This window comes from Phyllobacterium sp. 21LDTY02-6, assembly GCF_023554255.2.
Lineage (GTDB): Bacteria > Pseudomonadota > Alphaproteobacteria > Rhizobiales > Rhizobiaceae > Phyllobacterium.
The window spans coordinates 514,134-535,793 of sequence record NZ_JAMJWD020000004.1 but is presented as its reverse complement, the minus strand read 5'-3'; the positions used below and the strand labels follow the sequence as shown (position 1 = coordinate 535,793).

Annotated in this window: 19 protein-coding genes and 1 tRNA gene; 6 read left to right on the top strand and 14 right to left on the bottom strand. The window is 64.1% G+C overall.

Features of this window, described 5'->3' with window-relative positions:
- Positions 1 to 245 precede the first annotated feature (245 nt).
- The 3 genes from M8997_RS16675 (at position 246) to M8997_RS16665 (ending at position 1,672) form a co-directional block, all read left to right on the top strand.
- Positions 246 to 1,019, top strand: coding sequence for a hypothetical protein (locus M8997_RS16675; RefSeq protein ID WP_252597211.1), 774 nt, complete (start codon positions 246 to 248; stop codon positions 1,017 to 1,019).
- A gap of 57 nt (positions 1,020 to 1,076) precedes the next feature.
- Entirely contained in the window at positions 1,077 to 1,340 is a 264-nt protein-coding gene (locus M8997_RS16670; RefSeq protein ID WP_250020236.1) for a hypothetical protein, read from the top strand.
- Positions 1,341 to 1,429: 89 nt separating this feature from the next.
- Complete coding sequence (locus tag M8997_RS16665) at positions 1,430 to 1,672, top strand: hypothetical protein (protein ID WP_250020235.1); 243 nt, start codon at positions 1,430 to 1,432, stop codon at positions 1,670 to 1,672.
- 94 nt (positions 1,673 to 1,766) lie between these two features.
- Here M8997_RS16665 and M8997_RS16660 read toward each other — a convergent pair whose 3' ends face one another.
- From M8997_RS16660 to M8997_RS22165, 9 genes are all read right to left on the bottom strand, one after another.
- Entirely contained in the window at positions 1,767 to 2,489 is a 723-nt protein-coding gene (locus M8997_RS16660; RefSeq protein WP_250020234.1) for a Crp/Fnr family transcriptional regulator, read from the bottom strand.
- A 402-nt stretch (positions 2,490 to 2,891) separates the two neighbouring features.
- Entirely contained in the window at positions 2,892 to 3,605 is a 714-nt protein-coding gene (gene fhuF / locus M8997_RS16655; RefSeq protein WP_250020233.1) for a siderophore-iron reductase FhuF, read from the bottom strand.
- On the bottom strand, positions 3,602 to 5,575 hold the full coding sequence (gene fhuB / locus M8997_RS16650; RefSeq protein ID WP_250020232.1) for a Fe(3+)-hydroxamate ABC transporter permease FhuB: 1,974 nt from the start codon (positions 5,573 to 5,575) through the stop codon (positions 3,602 to 3,604). The genes fhuF and fhuB overlap by 4 nt, the downstream gene beginning before the upstream one ends.
- A 28-nt stretch (positions 5,576 to 5,603) precedes the next feature.
- Positions 5,604 to 6,506 carry an ABC transporter substrate-binding protein gene (locus M8997_RS16645; protein WP_250020231.1) on the bottom strand — a complete coding sequence of 301 codons (903 nt, stop codon included), beginning with the start codon at positions 6,504 to 6,506 and terminating at the stop codon, positions 5,604 to 5,606.
- Between the two features lie 7 nt (positions 6,507 to 6,513).
- Complete coding sequence (locus tag M8997_RS16640) at positions 6,514 to 8,973, bottom strand: TonB-dependent siderophore receptor (protein WP_250020230.1); 2,460 nt, start codon at positions 8,971 to 8,973, stop codon at positions 6,514 to 6,516.
- 118 nt (positions 8,974 to 9,091) lie between these two features.
- The gene (locus M8997_RS16635; protein WP_250020229.1) at positions 9,092 to 10,045 is read right to left on the bottom strand and encodes a FecR domain-containing protein; all 954 of its coding nucleotides are present in this window, start codon (positions 10,043 to 10,045) and stop codon (positions 9,092 to 9,094) included.
- 29 nt (positions 10,046 to 10,074) lie between these two features.
- Complete coding sequence (locus tag M8997_RS16630) at positions 10,075 to 10,572, bottom strand: RNA polymerase sigma factor (protein WP_250020228.1); 498 nt, start codon at positions 10,570 to 10,572, stop codon at positions 10,075 to 10,077.
- A 359-nt stretch (positions 10,573 to 10,931) separates the two neighbouring features.
- On the bottom strand, positions 10,932 to 11,204 hold the full coding sequence (locus M8997_RS16625; protein ID WP_250020227.1) for a hypothetical protein: 273 nt from the start codon (positions 11,202 to 11,204) through the stop codon (positions 10,932 to 10,934).
- A gap of 2 nt (positions 11,205 to 11,206) precedes the next feature.
- A complete protein-coding gene (locus M8997_RS22165; RefSeq protein ID WP_256473331.1) occupies positions 11,207 to 11,335 on the bottom strand; it encodes a hypothetical protein in 129 nt (42 codons plus the stop codon).
- 388 nt (positions 11,336 to 11,723) lie between these two features.
- Here M8997_RS22165 and M8997_RS16620 point away from each other — a divergent pair, with 388 nt between their 5' ends.
- Positions 11,724 to 12,893, top strand: a complete 1,170-nt coding sequence (locus M8997_RS16620) for a Fic/DOC family N-terminal domain-containing protein (RefSeq protein WP_250020226.1) — start codon at positions 11,724 to 11,726, stop codon at positions 12,891 to 12,893.
- 20 nt (positions 12,894 to 12,913) lie between these two features.
- Here the strand turns inward: M8997_RS16620 and M8997_RS16615 are convergent.
- Both M8997_RS16615 and M8997_RS16610 read right to left on the bottom strand, forming a co-directional pair.
- Positions 12,914 to 12,989, bottom strand: a tRNA-Thr gene (locus M8997_RS16615).
- Between the two features lie 100 nt (positions 12,990 to 13,089).
- Positions 13,090 to 14,052 carry a nitronate monooxygenase family protein gene (locus tag M8997_RS16610; protein ID WP_250020225.1) on the bottom strand — a complete coding sequence of 321 codons (963 nt, stop codon included), beginning with the start codon at positions 14,050 to 14,052 and terminating at the stop codon, positions 13,090 to 13,092.
- Between the two features lie 593 nt (positions 14,053 to 14,645).
- On the opposite strand from M8997_RS16610, the gene M8997_RS16605 reads away from it, so the two are divergent.
- Positions 14,646 to 15,692: a hypothetical protein gene (locus tag M8997_RS16605; protein WP_250020224.1), complete on the top strand. Its 1,047-nt coding sequence runs from the start codon at positions 14,646 to 14,648 to the stop codon at positions 15,690 to 15,692.
- 5 nt (positions 15,693 to 15,697) lie between these two features.
- Complete coding sequence (locus M8997_RS16600; protein ID WP_250020223.1) at positions 15,698 to 16,612, top strand: methyltransferase domain-containing protein; 915 nt, start codon at positions 15,698 to 15,700, stop codon at positions 16,610 to 16,612.
- On the opposite strand, the gene M8997_RS16595 is transcribed toward M8997_RS16600, so the two are convergent.
- The 3 genes from M8997_RS16595 to M8997_RS16585 form a co-directional block, all read right to left on the bottom strand.
- Positions 16,609 to 17,397, bottom strand: coding sequence for a TIGR02186 family protein (locus M8997_RS16595; protein ID WP_250020222.1), 789 nt, complete (start codon positions 17,395 to 17,397; stop codon positions 16,609 to 16,611). The two genes, M8997_RS16600 and M8997_RS16595, sit on opposite strands and share 4 nt — an antisense overlap.
- On the bottom strand, positions 17,394 to 18,326 hold the full coding sequence (locus M8997_RS16590) for a sulfite exporter TauE/SafE family protein (protein WP_250020221.1): 933 nt from the start codon (positions 18,324 to 18,326) through the stop codon (positions 17,394 to 17,396). Before M8997_RS16590 ends, M8997_RS16595 begins: the two co-directional genes overlap by 4 nt.
- Before the next feature lie 162 nt (positions 18,327 to 18,488).
- Positions 18,489 to 21,542, bottom strand: a complete 3,054-nt coding sequence (locus M8997_RS16585; protein ID WP_250020220.1) for a peptidoglycan-binding protein — start codon at positions 21,540 to 21,542, stop codon at positions 18,489 to 18,491.
- Between the last annotated feature and the right edge of the window lie 118 nt (positions 21,543 to 21,660).

The following is a 21,660-nucleotide window of genomic DNA, read 5'->3' as shown; positions in this document are numbered from 1 at the left end:
TCATCGAACGAAGGCCGGAAGGAGAGCACTGCCGTCAAGAGACGCAATCCGCTGACTGATAAGTCCATACAGTTCCGCGACGAGAAGAGGATCGACAGAATGCGCGAGGGGTTGGAATGAGATACGCATCGGTAGATTGTGCGTCTGTGACGAGGAGAGAATTCCTCACCCCAGGTCCCGACTACAATCGGGTAATCGGCCATTGGACGAGGGCCTCGGATATCCCTCGCACCGTCCGGCACGCCATGCGTGTTGATTACGTGGATGACTATTTAACGCCGCTCGAGCTTGGCAAGGAATGGCTGTTTGAGCTGACATGCAAACATCAGCCGCGCACCGGCGCCATCCTGATGCATGGTGGCGAACTCTTCGTGCGTGCTACTGGGGATAGCATGCCCCTCGAGGACGGCGTCAGGCCCATGGGTTTCCTCGTGGCCATGGGCTTGGTGGTCAAGGGCAAGGTGGTCGTGATTGAAAGAGAACACTGGGGCGGAAATCCATCCGACCCGCGTTATGCTGAAACGGCCAGAATGCACGGGGAGAGTCGGCAACTGAGTGTGCCACCATCGATAAGCGAAGCCTATTACCACCGTTTTGATGGCATGATCATCCCCAAGTACTGTACCATTGGCATTGGCGGTCGCATGCTGCCCTATCCGACAAGCTCATGGGACACCTGGGATGGGTATCTCGAACGGTTCCGCGGTTACAAGAAGAAATATATGCCATGGCTGGAGGAGCGGATTCCGGGAGTTCGTCACCCGCGGAAGCACTGGCCTTGGATCAATTTCAGGATGTTTCTCTATGCGCCGGGCACGGCCGGCAAACAGGGCGATGCGTTCTTCGTCAAGAACCACATTCAGGATGGCGTGATCTACCATGTGCACGACGGCGATGTGGAGAACATGCGCATCCTTGCCGACCCCGCCGAAGCCATTGATCGCTACTGCGAACATGTGCTGCTGGAGAAGGACGGCCGCTTCGATTTCATGCCCTACACCCAGGAATGGCGCCCATAGGCTGGGCCCGGGCGTCGTGGTTCAAGCCGCGGCGAGGACCGCCGAATAGGGAAGGTGATGGTACGAAAACGATCGGAAGTAGCCCTTGCCTGCGAGCACCTCGGGGCATTGGCGCTCGCTGGCGATGCCGACCGGCTCAAATTCCATCAGGACTCGTTCGAACGCGGGGAGCGTCTTGGCTTCGTTCCTTATATCTCAAAACAAATGATTGATCGTGCGCTTCAGATTGCCGAGCAAAACAAGCAGATCGGGCAAGAGCCTTCATGTGCGGACAGGCATCCATCCGTGCAATTCCGCCTGAACGGCCTCGGATTCCCTTGAGCACCCGGCACCTTCCCCCGACCCCGGTGATTGAATCAAAGGCGGCAACTGCTCTATGCTATTGGCTGACCCGTCAACGGATGCGCCATATGCCGAGATATATCTTCAAACTCTTTACCGGCGAGGAGGGCGTGTTCGATGGCGATGGAACCGAACTCCCATCGCTGGACGCCGCCGAAGCAGAGGCGATCAAGGACGCGCGGCTCCTCATGAGCAGCGCCATATTGCGCGGGCATGATGTCTCTGGCGGCCGGGTCGAAATCTGCGACGAAGCCGGCAATCTGCTGCGGACGGTCCTGTTCAAGGATACGATCCGGCCCCGGGACGGCTAGCGCGGCCGGTATCGATCATGAGCCGCGTACCGGCGGCATCGAAGCGGTTCGAGCACCCTTCCGGGGCAAGAGACCGCAGATTGCACTGAGCGCCCTAGCGCAGGAACGGGTTGCCGATCAGCCGTTCATATTCCCGTTCCGGAACGCCATAGCAGCCGCCGGCGATCTCCTCGAGCCGGGAGCGATCGACGATGCGGATGTTTCCGCGCGTGGCCTTGATGGCGTGCATGCCTTCAAGCACGTGGATCTCATTGGTAACTCCCGAGCGGCGCACGCCCAGCATCAGCGCGAGAAATTCGTGCGTCAGCGCCAAATCGTTGACGCGCAGGCGATCGTGGCACATCAGGAGCCAGCGCGCCAGCCGCTCCTGCATGTTGTAGCGCGCATTGGCGAGCGCCGAATGCGCCAGTTGCAGCTCGGCCGTATGCACATATTTCAGGAACAGTTCGCGCGCCATGTTGAAGCGCTCGAACATCTGTTCCAGCTCGACCACGGGCACCGAAACGCCGATCCCCTCGACCTGCATGAAAGTGCGGTTCGGCGTCCGGTCCGCCCTGAGGACGATATGGGCGCCGGACACGCCTTCATAACCGACATGGCCGACTTCGATGGATTCGTCATCGCCCGTCGAGGCGACGACGGAAGCCAGGCCCTGCTCGATGAAGAAGACATGGCTGTTCGGCTGGTTGGTTTCCACGAGAACGCGCTTCAGTGGAAGATCGACGATCTTCATCACGGGAGAGAGAAAGTGAAATGCTTCGATTGGCAGCTTCCTCAGCAGGTAATTCTGCACCGCCGAGGGATCGATTATGGTCATTTGTGCTCCAGTCGGGCTGGAGCCCGTCCCTTGGCAGTCCATGCTGCTCAAGGCCGTGGTATGACGGAAAAAACCAGGCCACGCTATGCTTTGTACGGTTTTGACCTTCAACCGGTCTCAAGGGTGGAATGAGGTGAGACCGGGAAAAACGCCGAGCCATCCAGCCCGCTGTCTCAACCCTAGTCCAATCTGCGGATTTGTCCATTTTTCATTTGAAAACACCAGTCCGCCCTGCTTGACGAGAGCGGCGAAAACCGCCGCCAGTTGGTTGCGGCTCTGCCGGCAGCTGCCTTCGACGGCGCATTGCGGGATCGCAAGCGGGCAGGCAGCCGCCTCGCTCTGGACGCTAGCGCACAGATGCACGAAAGGCCGGGAAAGACGGGCTGCGCAGCCTGGCCCTGGTCAGGGCCGGTCGAGCGGGCATGTCTTGCAATAATCGAGGCTGGGGATGAGGTAGCGGATGCAGCAGACGCGCCGCTGCCGCTTGAGATCGGCACCGACTTTCCGGTAGCGCACGGGCTCGAACAGCCGGTTTGGCCGGCCATCGCGCCATTTGCGCGTATCGAGCAGTTCAACCGTCTCGGCGATGGCGGGGTGATCGGGCCCGAGCGCGGCTTTCAGCCGTTGCAGGACCTGCTCGAATATATTGCCGGCATTGCTCCACAGGACGCGCGGCGCAATGCCGCTCGCAGCGGCCAGTGCCGTGATGACCGGCTCGAGATGATCCGTCAGAAGCGGCTCGAAGCGGTCGAAAGCATCGGCAGGGCCAATGGCGTCTCCTTCGTGCCGGAGCCTGAGTGCGGTAGTGCGACCATCGGGCGACAGCACGATGTCGAGATCGGCCAGGGCAGTCGGCATCCGGTGATTGGCGACGAGGCTGGCGGCGAGGAAAGGCGTCAGCAGCGTGGAGAAATGCCATTTCGACCATTGGGAGGCCACGGCGCGCCTTTCCGGCTCGGCATAGTTGCGGGCAAAGCGCGCGATGAGGGCGCCGAGCACATCCGCGTCGAGCAGGTCCGTGCCGGCGATGGTCTCGCGCGGGTCATCCGCCTGCGCCAGCATGCCGGCGACAATGGCGAGGTCTCCGGTGAAAATCCGTGCGAGCGTGGAACTCATTTCCGTACCAGCCAGATGAAATAGGTTCCGCCGAGGCAGGTGGCGACGATGCCCGCCGGGATCTGCCAGGGGAAGGCGACCATCCGGCCGAGCCAGTCGGCGAATACCATCAGGATGGCGCCAAGAAGGCCGGCGGCGCAGAGCTGCGCCATTGGCCGGTTCAGCCCGAGCATGCGGGCCATGTGCGGCGCCATCAGGCCGATGAAGCTGAGCGGGCCGACGAGCAGCGTCGATGCCGCGGTCATGATCGCCGTCAGCGCCAGCAGCACCAGCCGTGTCCGGCGCACGGTCACGCCGAGAGCGCTGCTGGTGGCGACGCCCAGCGGCAGGATCGAGAGCCAGCGCCCGGTCAACGGCACGAGGATGATCATCATCAGCGCGATCGAACAGACCAGCGCGGCATCGCGGCCGGTGACGGAATAGGTCGAGCCGGCGAGCCAGCCGAGGACCGTGACGATGCGCGGGTCGCCGCTGAACATGAGCACGGATATGACCGCGCCGAGGATTGTCGTCAGCGCGATGCCGGCCAGCAGCATGTGTTCCGGCGCGAATGACGAGCGGCGGCCGAGCCACAGCATCAGCAGCAGCGTTGCGAATGCACCGAGACTGGCGGGGAGCATCATCGCGGCGCGGTCGGCGCCGGGCAGGAGCAGGACGGAAACGATCATCACCAGGGCGGTGCCGGCGGATATGCCGAGCAGCTCCGGGCTCGCCATGGCATTGCCGGTCACCCGCTGCAACAGGACGCCGGCCATGGAGAGCATCAGACCCGCTGCGGCCGCCGCGGCAACGCGCGGCAGCCGCCATTGCATGAGAAGGTGAAACTCGTCGCCCAGCGCCCAGGTCCAGCCGGCCTCGACGCGGCCGAGCGAGAGCGCCAGCCACAGGACGAGCAGAAGCAGCGCCAACAGCATGACCGTCAGGCGCCATGGCCGGGACGATTGCCGCAGGGCAGCCCTCGGCCGCGTGACGACGGGACCCGCCGGCCGCACCTTGCGGATCAGCCACAACAGCAGCGGCGCGCCGATGAGCGCCGTGACGCTGCCGGTGGGAAGGTCGGCGCCGCCGGCGACGATCTGGACGAACTGGTCGGCGAGGGTCAGCAGCGCCGCGGCGATCAGCGGCCCCCAGACGAGCCGTTCGCGCAAACGGCGGGCCCCGGCATACCGCGCTATGGCCGGGCCGGCGAGGCCGATGAAGCCGATGACGCCCACCGATCCGGCGACGAAGGCGCTGAGCACCACGGCAACGGCAATGGCAAGCGCGCGCGCCACCGTCAGCGACAGGCCGACGCTGCGGGCGCCGTCGTCGTCGAGGTCGAGCAGCGCCAGCGGACGCAGCATGAACAAGGCAATGATGGCCGCGATGCCGAGGCGCGGCAACAGGCCGGCCACCATGATCCAGCTGTTCTGGCTGAGCGATCCCGCCTGCCATTTGAACAGATCGCTCAAGGCGTCGAAATGGACCAGAACGAGCGTCTTGCTGATCGCATCGAGGTAGAGCGAAACGACAAGGCCGGAAAGAATGACCAGCAGCGGCGACAGGTCGCGCTTCCATGTCAGCGCCAGCACCAGCAGCACGGCCAGGCTGCCGCCAAGGAAGCCGATCATATCCTGGCCCAGCACCAGCAGACCGGGCATCCACAATGTGGCGGCGGCGAGAGCGAGCTTCGCGCCGGCAAAGACGCCGAGCGTGCCGGGCTCCGCCAGCGGATTGCGCAGCACCTGCTGGAACAGCACGCCGGCAAGGCCGAGCGCGGCACCGCAGAGCAGGCTGGCGCAAAGCCGCGGCAGCAGGCTGTAATGCAGCATCAACTGGCGCATGTCGGCTTCGGACGGGTGCAGCACGGCATTCCACCAATCGCCCGCCGGCAGCACCGCCTGGAAATTGCGCGCGGCCAGCGCGAGCGCAACGGCGGACAGCAGCAGGACGAGCGCCGCCGGGCGAAGGGAATGCGAAACCCTATCCATGCCGGCCCCCCTATCCATGCGGGTTCGCCTATCCATGCGGGTTTGCATCCGGGGCAAGGGCGGCATCGAGCTGGCTGGCCAGTCGTATCGCCGAATGAATGCCGCCATTGGGGTAGATCACCGGCATGGCGATGACGCGGTTTTCCCGCACCGGCTGCAGCGCGTTCCAGAACGGGCTCAGCCGCAGCCGCTGCAGCGCCCGCTCGGTTTCCTCGCCGCGATGGAAATGCACGATCTGCGCTTCCGGCACGGCGGCGAGCCGTTCGATGCCGATGGTGGCGACGCCGGATGCGTTGACCTTGCCATCGAAGGCATTGTCCAGGCCGAGCCGGCGCAGGACGTCGCCGATCATGCCATTGCCGCCGAATATCGCGGCGTGGCGCCCGTCCTCGACCAGCCGGATGACATAGACCGGGCGTTGCTTGCGGGCGGCCAGGCTCCGGCGTGCGGCCGCAAGAACGTCATCGGCGCGCGCGTTCCACATCCGGGCTTCATCGCCCTTGCCGACCATGGCGCCGACCTGCAGCAACAGGTCCTGGAGATGCTCCACCGCGGGCCTGTCGCGGGATACGGTGCTTATCGGGGCGAGCGGTGCGATACGGGCGAGATTGTCCTGGCCGAGGATCTGCCAATCGGCCAGCATGATCAGGTCCGGCTTCAAATGTTGCAGATATTCAAGATTGGGCTCGAGCAGCGGGCCGATATCGACGACTTCCAGCGGTAGCGACGGAACGGCGACCAGCTTGCGGTAAAGCGGAAGATTGGCGACGGCAATGGGGCTGAAACCAAGCGTGAGCAGAAGCTCCGTCGGCAAAAGATCGAGGGTGACGATGCGGCGCGCAATGGTGGCGGAATGTGCCTTGGCGGCAAGTTCCGCAAGAAGAGGGGCGGCCATCAGGCCGCCCATGAATGCGCGCCGCGTCAGCGTCATCCCTGCGCTACCAGCGATAGCCCAGGCTCGCCGTCACCGTCAGCGGTTCGCCATAGCGGCAGCCGCCGGAATCGACGCAGGTATAGTATTTCTTGTCGAAAAGATTGCGCGCATTGACGGAGAGCGTGGCGCCTTCGTATTTCTTGTCGATGGCGCCGAAATCATAGCTCACCATCGCGTCCACCAGCACGCGCCCGGGCACATCCTTGTCGAAATCCGGAATATTGGCTGAGCTCAGATAGCGGGCGCCGGCGCCGATCTTCGCACCCTTCAGGCCGACATCGTCCAGCGCATAATCCGCCCATAGCGAGACCGTATGGTAGGGCACCAGCGCCACGCGCTCGCCGGCCGGGATCGTCTGGCTGCCCTTGACCGAACGCGCATCCGTATAGGCATAGCTGCCGATCAGGTTCAGATTGCCGAATTCGGCCTTGGCTTCCAGCTCGAAGCCACGGGAGCGGACCTCGCCGATCTGCTCGAAAGTGATGCCGCCATCGGCGGAAGTGACGACATTGGTCTGGGTAAGATCATAGATCGCGGCGCTGAGCAGGAAATTGCTGCCGGGCGGCTGATAGCGCAGCCCGACTTCATATTGCGTGCCCTTCGATGGCTCGAACATGCCATAGAGCCCGTCCGGCCCTGTCGTCGGCGCGAAGGACTGGCTGACGCTCGCATAGGGCGCGAGGCCATTGTCGAAGAGATAGACCAGCCCGGCGCGGCCGGTGAAGGCTTCGTCCTTCCGGTTCGATACCACGCCCGAACGGTAGCTCGTCACGCCGCTGTCGCTCCAGTCATAGCGGCCGCCAAGCAGCAGCACCCATTTGTCGATCTTGATCTGGTCCTGCAGATAGACGCCGATCTGCTTGCTCGACTGATACCAGCCGCGATCGCTGGCAAAGTTGACGATGGGCGTCGCGTCATAGACGGGGTCGGAAAGATCGAGCGGCCCCACCGCCCCGGCAAATCGATGCGATTCATAGGTGCCGCGGTAATAATCGATGCCACCGAGTACCGTATGTTCGGCCGGACCGGTGTCGAACTCGTATTGCAGCGACGTATCGGTGGTGAAGCCGGTGGATTTCTCGGTGCGGTTCCACAGGCCGCGCCGCAGCGTATCGCCGCTGAGGCCGGTGACGGTGAGATAGTCCCACTGCACGTCCGCGCGGAAATAGCGCGCATTGTTGCGCAGCTTCAACCCGTTGTCGAACTCGTGCTCGAACAGGTATCCGAGCGTGAACATGTCGCTGTCATAGCGGTCATAGCCGTGCTGGCCCACGAACATGTCGCGCGGTATCCGCTCCGACCTGACGACGTCATAGGGCAAAGGCGGGGCAAATCGGGTGCGTATCTGCTGGTAGCTGCCGAGCAGGGTCAGCGAGGTGGCATCGTCCGGGCTCCATTTCAGCGCCGGCGCGATATAGCGGCGGTCGTCCGGCACGTCGTCGACCCAATTGTCCGCATCGCGCAGCAATCCCGTCAGCCGGTACGACCATGCGCCGTCCTCGGTGAGCGGGCCGCCGAAATCCGCCGAGACCTGCTTGCGGTCATAGCTGCCATATTCGACATTGACCTCGTGCAGCGGCTCGGCGGTCGGCCGCTTGCTGATGGCATTGACGACGCCGCCGGGGCCGAGCTGGCCGTAAAGCATGGACGAGGCGCCGCGCAGGACTTCCACCCGCTCCAGCCCATAGGGCTCCTGCGCGCCGTCATAGACATTGGTCTGCAGTTTCATGCCGTCGCGCAGCATGCCGAGATCGCCGGTGGCGACATTGAAGCCGCGCACCATGAAATCGTCGACCATGCGCGAGAAGGCCGGCGACTGGCTGACGATGCCGGGCGTATAGGACAGGGCATCGGCCATGGATGCCGGCTTGGTGGTCTTGATCTGGTCGGCGGTGACTATGGAAACCGATTGCGGCGTCTCGATGAGCGGCGTGTCGGTCTTGGTGCCGCTGGCGCTGCGCTTCGCCACATAGCCCTGCACCGGGCCCCAGGCATTCTCGCCGCTGATATTGATCTGTTCGAGGGCGATCGAGCCATCGGCCGAGGTGCTGCCCGTGATCACGGCGGCGCCTTGATCGACGATCGTCACCGTGCCGCCGCTGATGCGATAGGTGAGGCCGGAACCGGCGAGGATCTTCCGCACAGCTTCGCTGTTGGTCAGCGGGCCGCGTGCGCCGGGCGAATTCTTGCCGCGCGCGAGGTTTGCGTTGAAAAACAGCTGCATCTGCGTCGCCTGCGAAAACGCCACCAGCGCGGAGGAAAGCGGTTGCGGCGCGATATTGAACGAGGCCCGGCGCTGCGTCGCGGCTTCCTGGGAAACCGGTTGCTGGGCCAGCGCGGCCGGCGCCGTCATCGCCGCCGCGATGGTGAGAACAGCGGCCAATGCCGGTTTCAGCAGCGGTCCTGCCGGATTTTGCTGCGCCAGGTCCCCGGCTTCTGGTCCCGATCTTCTTCCGCCCCGCATGAATTCACCCCGTCCTGTTGCTGTCGCGAGGCACCGTGTTTTTCTGGTCCTCATGGTGTTAGACACCCGACAACGCCGAACCAATGAGCGCGCAGGCAAATTATTTTGCCGCGTACTGCTAGCGGGCATAGACGAAGGTCAGATAGGCCGTGGCGTTGACGATGCGCACGGGCAGCGTTTCCGCGATCGTCTGCAGCGCCTTTTCCGCGTGCGCGGTCTCGAAGATCGCCGTCACCGGCGTCGCGCCGATGCCATTGTCCATCAGCATGATCCTGCCGTGACGGTAGCGCTGCAATTCCACGAGCACGCGCCGCAAGGGGACGTCCTCGAAGACGATGCGGTCCTGCCGCCAGGCCTTGACGCCAGTCGCATCGACGCGGGCGGGCGGCCGCGGCCCATCCTCGCCATAGCTGATCTGCCAGCCTTCCCGGACCACGACCGGCGCGGCTGTCGGCGTCTCGACCGCAACCGAATGTTCGAGTACCGCCACGGTGACCTCGGCGTCGCTCAGCTTCACGTCGAACTGGGTTCCGAGCGCCCGCGTCGTTCCCGCCGCCGCTTCCACTAGGAAGGGCCGCCGCGCCTCCGCCGCCACGCGGAAGAATCCCTGGCCGCGATGCAGCACCAGCCGGCGCTCCCCCTCGGTGAATTGCAGCGAAGCGGCCGAATGGCTGCCAAGCTCGGCCGTGCTGCCATCGGGCAGCGTGAACGTGCGGCGCTCGGCAATGCCGGTGCTGTAATCGGCCGAAAACTCGGGACGGGCGACCACATAGAGCGAAGGCGCGCCGACAAGAGCGACAAGCCCGCCGAGCAGCAGGCTGCGGCGGCCGATACGCCCGGAGCGGCTCAGGCGCTCATATTCCGGCTTGACCAGATCGAAGCGATCCCACAGCCGCCTGGCGCGCGCATAGGCGAGGCCATGCGCCGGGTCGGCCAGAAGCCATGTTTCCAGCGCGGCGCGATCTTCGTCGGAGGCCTTCTCATCCCTGACGAGAAGGAACCACTCCAGCGCCTGCCTGAAAACGGGATCGGTATCGACTTCCTGCATCTGCTCCCTGGAATTCCGTTGCATCGGTCCGGCGTCTCCGATCGATGCAAATCTCAACTCAGCTGGCGGTCGAGCTCCAGCATCGCGGCAACCACATGCGAGATCACCGTATTGCGCGAAATATTCATCTGCGCGGCGATCTCGTCGTAGGAAAGCCCCTCGATCCGGTTCAGCACGAAGGCTTCGCGGCGGCGAACGGGCAGGCGCAGGATCGCCTCGAGCAGGCGGCGCAGTTCGTCGCGATACAGCGTGACGAGTTCCGGCGAAGGGGCCGCATCGGCGATCTGGTCGAATTCGATGCCGGGTACCTCGATCTCGGCCCTGCGGCGCGCATCGCGCAGATGATTGAGCGCCAGATTGCGGACCGCCTTCCGGGCATAGGCCGCGCTCATCGTGCCGGCCTGGCCATGCTTCGCCAATATATTGGCAAAGGCCTGCTGGACGAGATCCTCCGCCATGACCGGATTGCCGATCAGCCGCCGCACGAAGGAACGCAGCCGGCTGTGCTCGACTTCGTAAAGCTCGGTTATCTGCAATGTATGAGCGTTCATGCGGCGGCCGTTAATGGCTGCCTCTCCGGCAGCAGTTGGTCTCTGGAAATCGTGTACGTGCTCGAATATTGAGGCGCAATCGCTAAGATTTAGGAATATTCTAAAATGAAATCAGCAGCTTGGTCCGGATCGGCTGAAACTTGTGGCGCTTTATCATGTTTTGCGTGCAGAATCATGCCCTTCGCCTGAAAATGCGCCGCGAACGGGCTATCGATGGCTGCCGGTGGCAGCGAAATGTTTGTGAACAAGTGTTACCGGTTTGCTACAATGATACATGCCGTCTGCCACGGTTTTTCCGGCTGCCCCCAGTTGCCCGGCCGCCCTGTCGCCGGCTCCAGCCGCCGCCATGCTTCCAGCCTTCAGGTCGGCAGCGTTGCCCGTGCCGCCGCGCCGCGGAACGCCCGCAGCGATGGGTATGATTCCCCGCCTTGCGCCTCCTGCCGTGCCTTCGTCAGCATCAATTCGCGCTCATGGGCCGGCAGCCGCACCAGCGCCTGCAGCGCCGCATCCGAAAGCTGGAACCGGCCGCAATTCAGGCAGACGACCCTCATGAGGTTTGCCGAAGCCGTATGCGCCGCGATCTCGCCGCAGACCGGGCACGCGGCCTTGAACGACCGCAATCCCGCCGCCATCGTCAACGGCCCTTGGCGATATCGAGCCGCTTGGTCGTTTCGCTGAAGGCGGTTTCCTTGGCGGCCGCCGGCGCCTTGGCCTGTTTCGGCTTCCTGATTTCCTTGCTGCTGCGTTTTTGACCCTTGGCCATCGATCGATCTCCCTTGGCGATGTGAAGCGCACATGTCCGGCCGCGCGAAAGCGCGCTGCCTGTGCTGCTGTTGCGAAATATGGAAAATATCCGGGGAGCCTGCCTGCTCCTGCCGATATAGACCTGGGCGGGAGCGCATATCATCTCTCATGCACCGGCCGCTAAGCGTAGTCCCGATGCTGCCGTCACACTACGCCGATTGCCGGTGGAGTCAAACCGGCATCGCAATCTCCGCCGGGAGGAACCCGGGCGGAACCAACAGCCACAGGGTCCTGCATTGACATCCCGGATTTAATTAACGACCAACGCTAATAAACAAAATCGCTGTTTCTTTAATTAGCAAACTCAGCTATTAAAATCCCGGATGATTAACATTCGGAGCCGAGTTGTGCCACATACGTCCAATCTTGACGGACGCCTCGGCAGATTTGTCGAAACGGCTGTTGCCGGCGAGCGCGTGAGAGCCTTCGTTCCGCCGCCTCTGCCGCCGGAGCCGCCTGTCGGTCTTTCCCATCTGCTGACCCGCTTGAGCGAAGCGGAGCGGGCGCTCGGACGGCTTGACGGTGTTTCCATCCTGCTGCCCAACAAGGAACTTTTCCTCTATATGTATGTGCGCAAGGAAGCGGTTCTGTCGTCGCAGATCGAGGGAACGCAATCGACCCTGTCCGATCTCCTGCGGTTTGAAACCGAGGCTTTGACCGGCAAGCCGCTGGACGATGTTCGCGAAGTCTCCAACTATGTCGATGCGATGATGTACGGCCTTGAACGCATGGCCGAACTGCCGATTTCGCTGCGCCTCATCCGGGAGATGCATGGCAAATTGCTCGATAGCGGGCGCGGGGCAACGCAAAACCCCGGCGAATTCCGCACCTCGCAAAACTGGATCGGCGGTACACGTCCCGGCAACGCGATGTTCGTCCCCCCGCCTCCCAACGAGGTGATGAAATGCCTCGGCGACTGGGAGCGCTTCGTGCATGCGGAAACGCCGGAAATCCCGGCGCTCATCAAGGCGGGCCTGCTGCATGTGCAGTTCGAGACGATCCATCCCTTTCTGGATGGCAATGGCAGGCTCGGCCGTTTGCTGATCACGCTTTTCCTCTGCGCCGAGGGCGTCCTGCGGCAGCCGCTGCTCTATCTTTCGCTTTATTTCAAGACGCACCGCGCCGACTACTATCGTCTCTTGCAGGAGGCGCGCGAGCGGGGCGCCTGGGAAGCCTGGCTCGAATTCTTCCTCGACGGCATTGCCGAAACCGCCAACCAGGCCTTCGACACCGCCAACCGGATCGCCACCCTGTTGGCCGAGGATCGCGAGCGCATCGTCGCGGAAGCCGACCGCACGGCCTCCGTCCTGCAGGTCCACGACCTCATGCGAACCAGCCCGTTCCTGACGGCCGTCGCTGCGGTGGAGAAAACCACGCTGACCATGCCGACGGTCAATGCCGCCTTGGTGCAGCTTCAATCGCTCGGGATCGTCAGGGAAATCACCGGTCGTAAACGCGGCCGCGTGTTTTCCTATAGCGCCTATCTCGACATCCTCAACGATGCGGCGGGCCTGTAAGCAGTGCAATATCAGGAAATTGGTGCCGCTTGCGTGACTCGAACACGCGACCCCATCATTACGAATGATGTGCTCTACCAACTGAGCTAAAGCGGCAGGAAAGTTGCCTTTCCGGTCGGGGCCGGCGTCCGCGCGGGGCGTAGCCTCCCGAATGGGGGCCTGATACAGCCATTGCGGGGCAAATGCAAGGGCGAGATCAGGCTGCGCAGAGAGTTTTCCGCGCTTCGTGATATTCGCGCTCCAGCCGGGAAACCAGCGCGCCGGCGCTGGTGATTTCCTTTACCGCGCCGATGCCCTGGCCGCAGCCCCAGATGTCCTTCCAGGCCTTGGCGCCGGTGGTCGCCGATTCGAAATCCATCTTGGTCGGGTCGGCCTCGGGCAGATGGTCCGGGTCCATGCCGGCCTGGGCGATGGATGGCTTCAGGTAATTGCCGTGGATGCCGGTGAAATAATTGGAATAGACGATATCCGCCGCATTCGAATTGACGATCATCTCCTTGTAGCCTTCAACCGCGCGCGCCTCGTCGGTGGCGATGAAGGGCGAGCCGATATAGGCGAGGTCCGCGCCCATGGCCTTCGCGGCGAGAATGGATCTGCCGCTGGCAATGGCGCCGGAAAGCAGCAGCGGCCCGTCGAACCATTCGCGGATCTCCTGCACCAGCGCGAAAGGCGAGAGCGGCCCGGCATGCCCGCCCGCGCCGGCAGCGACGGCGATGAGCCCATCCGCGCCCTTGCGGATGGCCGAATTGGCATGGCGATTGTTGATCACGTCGTGCAGCACGATGCCGCCATAGGAATGGATCGCCTCATTCACCTCGGGCACCGCGCCGAGCGACGAAATGACGATCGGCACCTTGTATTTCACGCACATCATCAGATCGTGCTCCAGCCGCCTGTTGGAGCGGTGCACGATCTGGTTCACCGCAAAGGGCGCGGCCGGGCTGCCGGGGTTCTGCGCATCATGGTCGCGCAGCGCCTCGGTGATCTCGGCCAGCCATTCGTCAAGCTGCGCCTCGGGCCGGGCATTCAGCGCCGGAAACGAGCCGACGACGCCCGCCTTGCATTGGGCAATGACCAGCGGAGGATGGGAAATGATGAAAAGCGGCGCGCCGACAACCGGAATTCGCAAATTGTTCTTCAAGATTTCCGGTAACGCCATCGGCCGCTCCTCCAAATGTTATTTTGACGTTTGCGTAAACGTAATAACAGTCTAGCAGGCCTTGCCCATTGAGCAAGTCCCGAGTTTGAGGCCGTGGGGGCCGGCCGTGGGGGCTGAACGGGAGGTGGCCGTGGGGGCTGAACGGGAGGTGGCCGTGGGCTGTGGCCGTGGGGCGCGGCCGTGGGGTTGGCAGGGGGCCCGACGTGGGGTTGGCAGGGGGCCGGGCGGGGTCGAGGAGCGTGCCCGTTCGCAGGGATGTTTGTCGGGGCCGGTATGGTCGGGCGAAGTTTTCCGGTCCTTTCGCTGGCCCCCGTTTGCCGAGGCGGGTGCCCGGTCAGTTCAGGAGCACTCAAATGAAAGGGCCCACCGGCAGGAAGGCTGATTTTTCGGGCGCCGGATCGTCATCGCGGTGGTCCTGACATGCGCCGTTTGCCCTTATGTCTTGAATAAGCCACGAGATAGGGTATGGCTGGAAAAACATATCGTCTGGCCGTGAATCAGATGCGCGGCCTGAACGGGCGCTTGGCGGCCCTATGGTCTTTTGAAGGAAAATCGTCGGTTTGGAAGCGATTGAGCAGGCAATAAGAAATGCGTTGGCCAAGGCCGATGCGGCAAATCCGGCGGTGCGGCAGAAGATCTACGAATCTGCCTGGACGGCGCATGAGCGCTCGCTCGCCGCCAATGGCGCCCTGGACGAGCAGCAGCGCAACGAACGGCGCGAGCGCCTGAAGGCGACCATCACGCGGGTCGAGAACGGAGCCGCAGCGCAACAGCCTCCTCTGCGGCCAGAGCCTTCGGGGCGTCAGGCGCCTGCCATGCCGACTGTCGAGCCGGCAGCGCGCCCGCAATCGCCGCGCCCGGAGCCGGCATTCGCCGATGCCCCGCGCGGCGAGCGGCGGGAGCCGGTTCTCGGCGAGGACGAGGCGCTGCTCGGCACGCCTGATCTGCCGGCGGACCGTGCGGCGACAGCGGACAATTACCGCCCGGACTATCGTTCGAGGCGCAAGCACCGGCAATCGGAAGGCAGCAGGGTCGGCGGTCTCCGCAAGTTTTTGATCGTCGCGGCGCTGCTGGCCGTGGCGCTTGGCGGGCTGTGGTATGTGGCCTCCGGCCTCATCGCGGTCAAGCCTTCGACCACCGCCGCCAGCAATCCGCCGGCCAGCGGCAGCCATGAGCCGCTGAAAGAGGGACAATTGCCGCCAGAAGGCACGTGGATCGAGATATTCGGGCCGGCAGACACGTCGCAGGTATCGGTTTCCGGCCGGGCGACCGCGAGCATTGCCGGCGACCAGGCGCAGAAATTCCTGCGGGTGAAATCACCCGGCGAAGCGGATGAAATCAGCTTCGCGGTCGGCCCCGGCGTCCTGCAGCAGATCGCGGGCAAAAAGGCGGTGTTCGACATATTGGCGAAGACCGGCGGACCGGCGACGCAGATGGCCGTCAGCTGCGATTTCGGCAGCGCCGGCGATTGCGGCCGCAAGCGCTATGACGTCTCGGATGCGACCTCGGAATATCTGGTGCAGGTGGAACTGCCGGCCGGCTCCGGCAATGGCACCGGCGCGATCAAGATCAATTCCGACATATCCGGCGCGGGCAAGAGCGTCGATATATTGGCTATCCGCCTCCAGATCATGAACTGAACATCGTGACACGCGCTTTTCTTTCTTCCGGCGATCTCATAGCGGATCGCCGGGCTTCCTATGCTGAAATGCTGGCGGAGGCCGGCGACCACGTGGCCGCGGCGGACCTCATGCGCCAGGCGCTGGAGATCGTCCCGGACTGGACGGCCGGCCTGTTCCGGCTGGCGGAAATGTTCGAGGCCGCCGGCGACGGCGATGCCGCGGCGGATATCTGGCGCGAGGTGCTGGCGCAGGACCCCGATGACCGGTTCGGCGCGGCGCTGAAGCTTGCGGCCGCCGGCCATGGCGAAGCGCCGCCGACCCCGCCGCCGGCCTATGTCGAGACCCTGTTCGACGCCTATGCGCCGACCTTCGAGAACATGCTGCTGGACCGGCTGGAATACCGGGTGCCGGAATTGCTGGCCGCTTCCATCGAGGCGGCGGCGCCGGGCCGGCGCTACGCATCGGTGCTGGACATTGGCTGTGGCACCGGCCTCATGGCGCCGCATCTGAGGCCGCAGGCGGAGAGGCTGGTCGGCATGGACCTGTCCGAGGCGATGCTGCGGCAGGCGGCCGAAAAAGAGCTTTACGACGAATTGCTCAAGGAAGACGTCAATCTCTTCGAAATGCCCGCCGACAGTGTCGATCTCGTCGTGGCCGCCGACGTTTTCGTCTATGTCGGCGATCTCGCCGCCTCGTTCGCCACGATCGCCGCCATCCTGGAGCGCGGCGGCCTGTTCGCATTCTCGGTCGAGCGCCATGACGGCAGCGACGACATGCTGCTGCAGGAATCGCTGCGCTACGCGCATTCCGAAGCGCATGTCAGGGACCTGCTCGGCCGGTATGCGATGGAGCCGGTAAGCATCGCCACCGAGCCGATCCGCCTCGACCGGGGCGAATATCTGCAGGGCCTGATCGTCGTCGCGCGGCCGAAGCGCTAGTCCTTGCGGAAGATCAGGCGGCCCATCCAGCCGGTAATGACGGCGAGGAAGACGGCAAAGAGGCCGTAAAGCAGGCTGTACTGGTTGGCGGCGCGATAGATGCGGAATTCGAGGCCGGCCTTCAGGATGTTCAGGCTGGTGGAGCTTTCACGCAGGAATTCGCCATTGCGGAAGAGGAAGGCGCGGGCCACATGCTTGCCGACCGGCACATTTGCCGGCAGCGACAGCGTGGCGCGGAAAAGCGTCGCCGAGAGAAACTGCACATCGCCGATACGCTGCGTATAGAGCCGCTGCTTCAGCTTCAGCCGCGGCAGTTCCGCGGTGAATTCCTTCAGCGACTGGCTGGAATCGAAACCGTCCGGCATCGGCTCGTAGTACATGTTGTAGACGCCGATCCCGAGCTGCTGGAACACTTTCGGCACCGCGATATCCTGCAGGCTGCGGGTCGATGCAAGCGAATAGGAGGCGGGAATGTTCTGGAACGCGACGGATTCCGCATTGATCCAGATGCCGAGATAGCGGTCCTTGCGGCGCACGACGAAACTGCGCTGCGGCCCTTCCAGCACCACCACGACATCGTAGCGGCCCTGCCTCTGGATCAGCGGATCGGCATTGTCCAGCGCGCCGAACACGGTGAGATCGGTGCCGCGGAACCCGGAGGTGATGGCGATCGTGTCGGTCGAAAGGCCGATCTCCACCGTCTCCTTGTTGCCGGGCAGCTGCTGGGCCGCGGCGATGGAGAGGCTTGCGAGAAGCGTCAGCGTCGAGAGGGCGGCCCTGATCATTGCGCCCCCGTGACCACCGCCAGCCCGACCGAATAAAGATCGTCGGGTGTGACGAAGAGTTCTATGGCGAGACGCAGGCCGACGGCAAGAACGAGCAGCGCCAGCAGCGCGCGCAATTGCTCGCCGCGCAACTTCTGGCCGATACGGGCGCCATATTGCGCGCCGATCACGCCGCCGGACATGAGCAGGAAGGCCAGCACGATATCGATCGACTGGTTCGTCGTCGCCTGCATCACCGTGGTGAAGGCGGTGACGAAGACGATCTGGTAGGAAGAGGTGCCGACGACGACATTGGTCGGCATCTTCAACAGGTAGATCATGGCCGGCACCATGATGAAGCCGCCGCCGACGCCCATGATCGAGGAGAGGAAGCCGATGGCGCCGCCGAGCACGAGGATCGGAATGATGCTGACATAGATCTTCGAGGCGCGGAACCGCATCTTGAAGGGCAGGCGGTGCACCCAATTGTGCTGGCCGGGCCGCTTCAGCGTGGCGAGTTGCCCCGCCCGGGTCCGGCGCATCGCCTGCACGCTCTCATAGAGCATCAGGCCGCCGATCGTGCTGAGGAAGACGACGTAGAGCAGCGAGACGATGAGATCGAGCTGGCCGAGCTCGCGCAGCAGCACGAAGACATAGATGCCGATGGCAGCGCCGACGACGCCGCCTATCACCAGCAGCGTGCCGAGCTTGACGTCGAGCGTGCCGCGCTTGAAATGGGTGAGGGCGCCGCTGAAGGACGAGGCGATGACCTGGTTGGCGCCGGTGGCGACGGCAACCGCCGGCGGGATGTTGTAGAAGATGAGCAGCGGCGTGATCAGGAAGCCGCCGCCGACGCCGAACATGCCCGACAGGAAGCCCACCGCAGCACCCATGCCGAAGAGCACAAAGATGTTGACCGAAATCTCGGCTATAGGCAGGTAGATACCCAAGGGAAACCCCAATTCTCATTGCCGTCCCGTAGCGCAGGATGACAGCAATTCTTTAAGGTTTCTTGCCCTTTCGGCCGACTTTAGTCAAACGCCGACTGGCCTGCTGCGAGCCCCGCCGAAAGTTTAGCTGCGGTGCTGTGGCATATGCGTTACGTCCGCGGCTCAGCCCTTCTTTTTCAGGAGGTTCCTGACGAGGTCGGAATCGACGGTTCCCGTCGGCGCAAGGCCATTATCCTTCTGGAATGCCATGATGGCTTCGCGCGTCTTTGCGCCGATCTTTCCGTCCGATCCGCCGGTGTCGTAGCCGTTCTTCTTCAGGATGAGCTGGATGTTGCGCACGGCCTTCTCGATGTCGGCCGAGCCGGTTACGGTCGGTGCATCCTGCCATTCCGCCGGTATCTGCGGTGCATTGGCTTCGCTGTTGGTGTCGCGAGCCTTCCACAGGGCCGTTGCCGCCCTGGCGCGCTCCAGCCGTGCGGCGTCGAGCACCTTGGCCACTTCATCGCGCTTGCCTGCCGCGTCCTTGTCGCCGGCATTGGCGGCCAGCGCGAACCATTGGTAGCTCTCCTCGAGATTCTGCGCCATGCCCATGCCCTTTGCGGCGAGGATGCCGAGATTGAACTGGCTGTCCTTGACGCCGTATTCGGCGGCGCGATTGAACCATTGGGCTGCCGCCGCATTGTCGGGCGCTCCGTCGGCGCCGGCAGCGAACAGCACGGCGAGATTGTGCATCGCGCTCGTATTGCCCTGCTCGGCGGCCTGCCGGTACCATTCCCTGGCCTTGGCAAGGTCACGCTCGACGCCGAGACCCTTCTCGAAGAAATTGCCCAGCCTGTACTGCGCCGGTGCGAAGCCGCGCGTAGCGGCGAGTTCGTACCATTGCGCCGCCTTGGCATAATCGCTGGTGACGCCCCGGCCATCCATGAAGCGGTTGCCGATCTCATATAGCGCCTTCGTATCGCCGGAAGCGGCGGCATCGCGCAAAGCGTCGGGTCCGGCCTCGAGCGGTACGGCGGGTATCGCCTCGGCGGGCGGCGTTTCGGCCTGCACCGGAGCCGGTTCCGGCGTCGCGGGAGGCGCTGCGACGATGGCCTCGTCTATGGTCGCCGGCGCTGCCGGCTCGGCCGGCTGGATGGCGCCGACATGGCTTGAATCTGTCGCATCAATGCCGGTCGGGCCAGTATCGGTCAGGCCAGAGTCAGTCTGGCCAGAGCCAGCTGGAGTGGAATCGGTCGGCCGTACCGCTTCGGTGGCGGGCTGGGCGACGGATGCTGCCGTTTCAGGCGCGGTGGCCTCGGTGAAGAAGGCGTTCTTGATCTGCAGGCCGGCAATGGCGATCATGATGGCGCTGATGGCGATCAGGATCGGCTTGCGGCGGCGCGAAAAGAAGCCGCGCCGCGCTTCAGGCGTCTCATCCGCGCCAGCCATGGCCGGCTCGCGTTCCTGCTCTTCCGCCTCGGCAGCCGCCGCATGGGCAGCACGCCGCGCCGCAGCGATCAGGTCCGATTTGGTGGAGGGAAGGTCGGCGCCATGGGGCTTTTCGCGCCGGTCGTCGCGCACGCGCTTCAGGATCGAATCCAGGTCCGGCATGCCGGAACCCGGTTCGCTTGGGCCGCTGTCGAGATCGACGGCAGGCTCGACCTGGCCGTCATCATCGCTGGCGGTGTGATCATCAAAGCTGCGGGTGATGCCGCCGAGGAGCGAATTCCGCTCGCGGCCATCGGCTTCCGCTGCGGCGGGTTCAGCAGCCCGCTCGACCGGGGCAGGCGCGCTTTCAAGCGATGCCAGCCGATCGACAATCTTCAGCAGCGTGTCATGGATGGCTTCGAAAGTCTTGGTGTTGCGGTCTTCCGATTTCCGCGCCAGCCCTTCGAGCACCTTCAGATCGTCGGCGAGCTGGCGGGCAATGGCGCTGTCATGCGGTGTTTCGAAACCGGCCGCATTGCCGATGGCCTCGACGGCGGCCTGACGGGCGGCCTCGATGACGAAATCGCGATTGGCCGCCAGCGAGTCCTCGATGGCGTCGAGACGGGGGGTGATCGAAGCCACCTGCGCATGGCGTTCATTGGACAGGGACAGGTGTTCGGCCAGGCCGGCGATCTGGAGTTCCAGATTGCGGATGGCCGCATCGGTCTGCCCGGCCGGCGGCACATTGGCGGCGATATATTGCGCCATGTCCTCGAAACGGGCGTCGATATTGTCGGCGAGGCGGGCGCCATGATGCGCGCTTGCCTCATACTGGTCGTCGAGCCGCCGGGTCAGCGCGCTGAAGCGCTCGTCCATGCGCAGGGCCAGCTCTTCGCTGGCGCCATGGCCGGACATGGTCTCCAGCTTGTCGATGATCTGGACGACACGCTGCTCGAGTTCACGGAAATCGGAAATGTTGATCGCGGCCGGGGCATTCTGCAGATGGCGCGACATGGCGGCCAGCTGGTCGGAAAGCGCGTCGATGTCGACCGAGGGACGCGTGGTCCCGGCGAGGGTTTCGACCCGATGCGCCAGCTCGCCCATGCGCTGCAGGAGCGTATCGGAGAAGCGATCGTCGAGCGCGGCTTCGACATTGCCGGCAAGGCTGGCGATGCGCGCTTCCAGCCGGTCCAGCCGGTCCGTATCGGCATGGCGGTCAGCGGGCCGCGCATTGGCGACGATGGCGCGGCTGATTTCGTCCAGCCGCTCATCCATCTGCCGCATGAAGCTGGCGGGCAGGGTGGGTTCGCCCGCCTGCGGCAGCGGAATGCTCTCGCCGGAGACCCTGCCCGCATATTTCACGGGCGGAACGTCACGCAGGATCGATGGGCCGCGGCCCGTCCGTTCCGGCCAGCCATGTTCGAGGCGTGGCGCGGCGCGGTCGGCGGTCGACAGGCGCAGGCGGTTCATGGAGCTGCCATGCGGCGTATCGGAGGCGCGCAATTCCTTCAGCTGCGCCGCAACGGCGGAAAGGTCGTGCTTGCCATCGGCCTGGCGCGGCGCATAGGCGCGCTCCGTGCCGCGTTCTGGGCTGCGCTCCGGGCCGCGCTGGCTCGCCGCAGAGGCGCCGGCGCGGGAGGCCAGCCGGGCGAAACGGTCGGCGAGGTCGCCATCATCCTGCTCCGGCTGCGGCGCCGGCTCGCTCGCCATCGCCTTGCGCAACTTGCCTTCGAGGATTTCGAGCGTCCTGTTGAGATCATCCAAGGACGAAGCCTCGCGCCGCGCGCGATTCACGTTGACCTGTTCCATCAGTGACCCCTGGTTCGTCATGGACGCCTGCTTAATCTCTGTGCCGCCTGCGCGGCTCGGGTTCATTGCTTGAGCTCTATGGGAAAGCCGGGGCGTGTCGCGCCTTGGAGCCAAACCG

Coding starts and splice junctions, on each gene's coding strand:
- fhuB (WP_250020232.1), bottom strand. CDS start 5,575: ATGGATAGGGTTTCGCATTCCCTTCGCCCGGCGGCGCTCGTCCTGCTG.
- M8997_RS16610 (WP_250020225.1), bottom strand. CDS start 14,052: ATGGCGTTACCGGAAATCTTGAAGAACAATTTGCGAATTCCGGTTGTC.
- M8997_RS16625 (WP_250020227.1), bottom strand. CDS start 11,204: ATGGCGGCGGGATTGCGGTCGTTCAAGGCCGCGTGCCCGGTCTGCGGC.
- M8997_RS16675 (WP_252597211.1), top strand. CDS start 246: ATGCGTGTTGATTACGTGGATGACTATTTAACGCCGCTCGAGCTTGGC.
- M8997_RS16585 (WP_250020220.1), bottom strand. CDS start 21,542: ATGGAACAGGTCAACGTGAATCGCGCGCGGCGCGAGGCTTCGTCCTTG.
- fhuF (WP_250020233.1), bottom strand. CDS start 3,605: ATGAGTTCCACGCTCGCACGGATTTTCACCGGAGACCTCGCCATTGTC.
- M8997_RS16645 (WP_250020231.1), bottom strand. CDS start 6,506: ATGACGCTGACGCGGCGCGCATTCATGGGCGGCCTGATGGCCGCCCCT.
- M8997_RS16665 (WP_250020235.1), top strand. CDS start 1,430: ATGCCGAGATATATCTTCAAACTCTTTACCGGCGAGGAGGGCGTGTTC.
- M8997_RS16595 (WP_250020222.1), bottom strand. CDS start 17,397: ATGATCAGGGCCGCCCTCTCGACGCTGACGCTTCTCGCAAGCCTCTCC.
- M8997_RS22165 (WP_256473331.1), bottom strand. CDS start 11,335: ATGGCCAAGGGTCAAAAACGCAGCAGCAAGGAAATCAGGAAGCCGAAA.
- M8997_RS16630 (WP_250020228.1), bottom strand. CDS start 10,572: ATGAACGCTCATACATTGCAGATAACCGAGCTTTACGAAGTCGAGCAC.
- M8997_RS16670 (WP_250020236.1), top strand. CDS start 1,077: ATGGTACGAAAACGATCGGAAGTAGCCCTTGCCTGCGAGCACCTCGGG.
- M8997_RS16635 (WP_250020229.1), bottom strand. CDS start 10,045: ATGCAACGGAATTCCAGGGAGCAGATGCAGGAAGTCGATACCGATCCC.
- M8997_RS16640 (WP_250020230.1), bottom strand. CDS start 8,973: ATGCGGGGCGGAAGAAGATCGGGACCAGAAGCCGGGGACCTGGCGCAG.
- M8997_RS16660 (WP_250020234.1), bottom strand. CDS start 2,489: ATGACCATAATCGATCCCTCGGCGGTGCAGAATTACCTGCTGAGGAAG.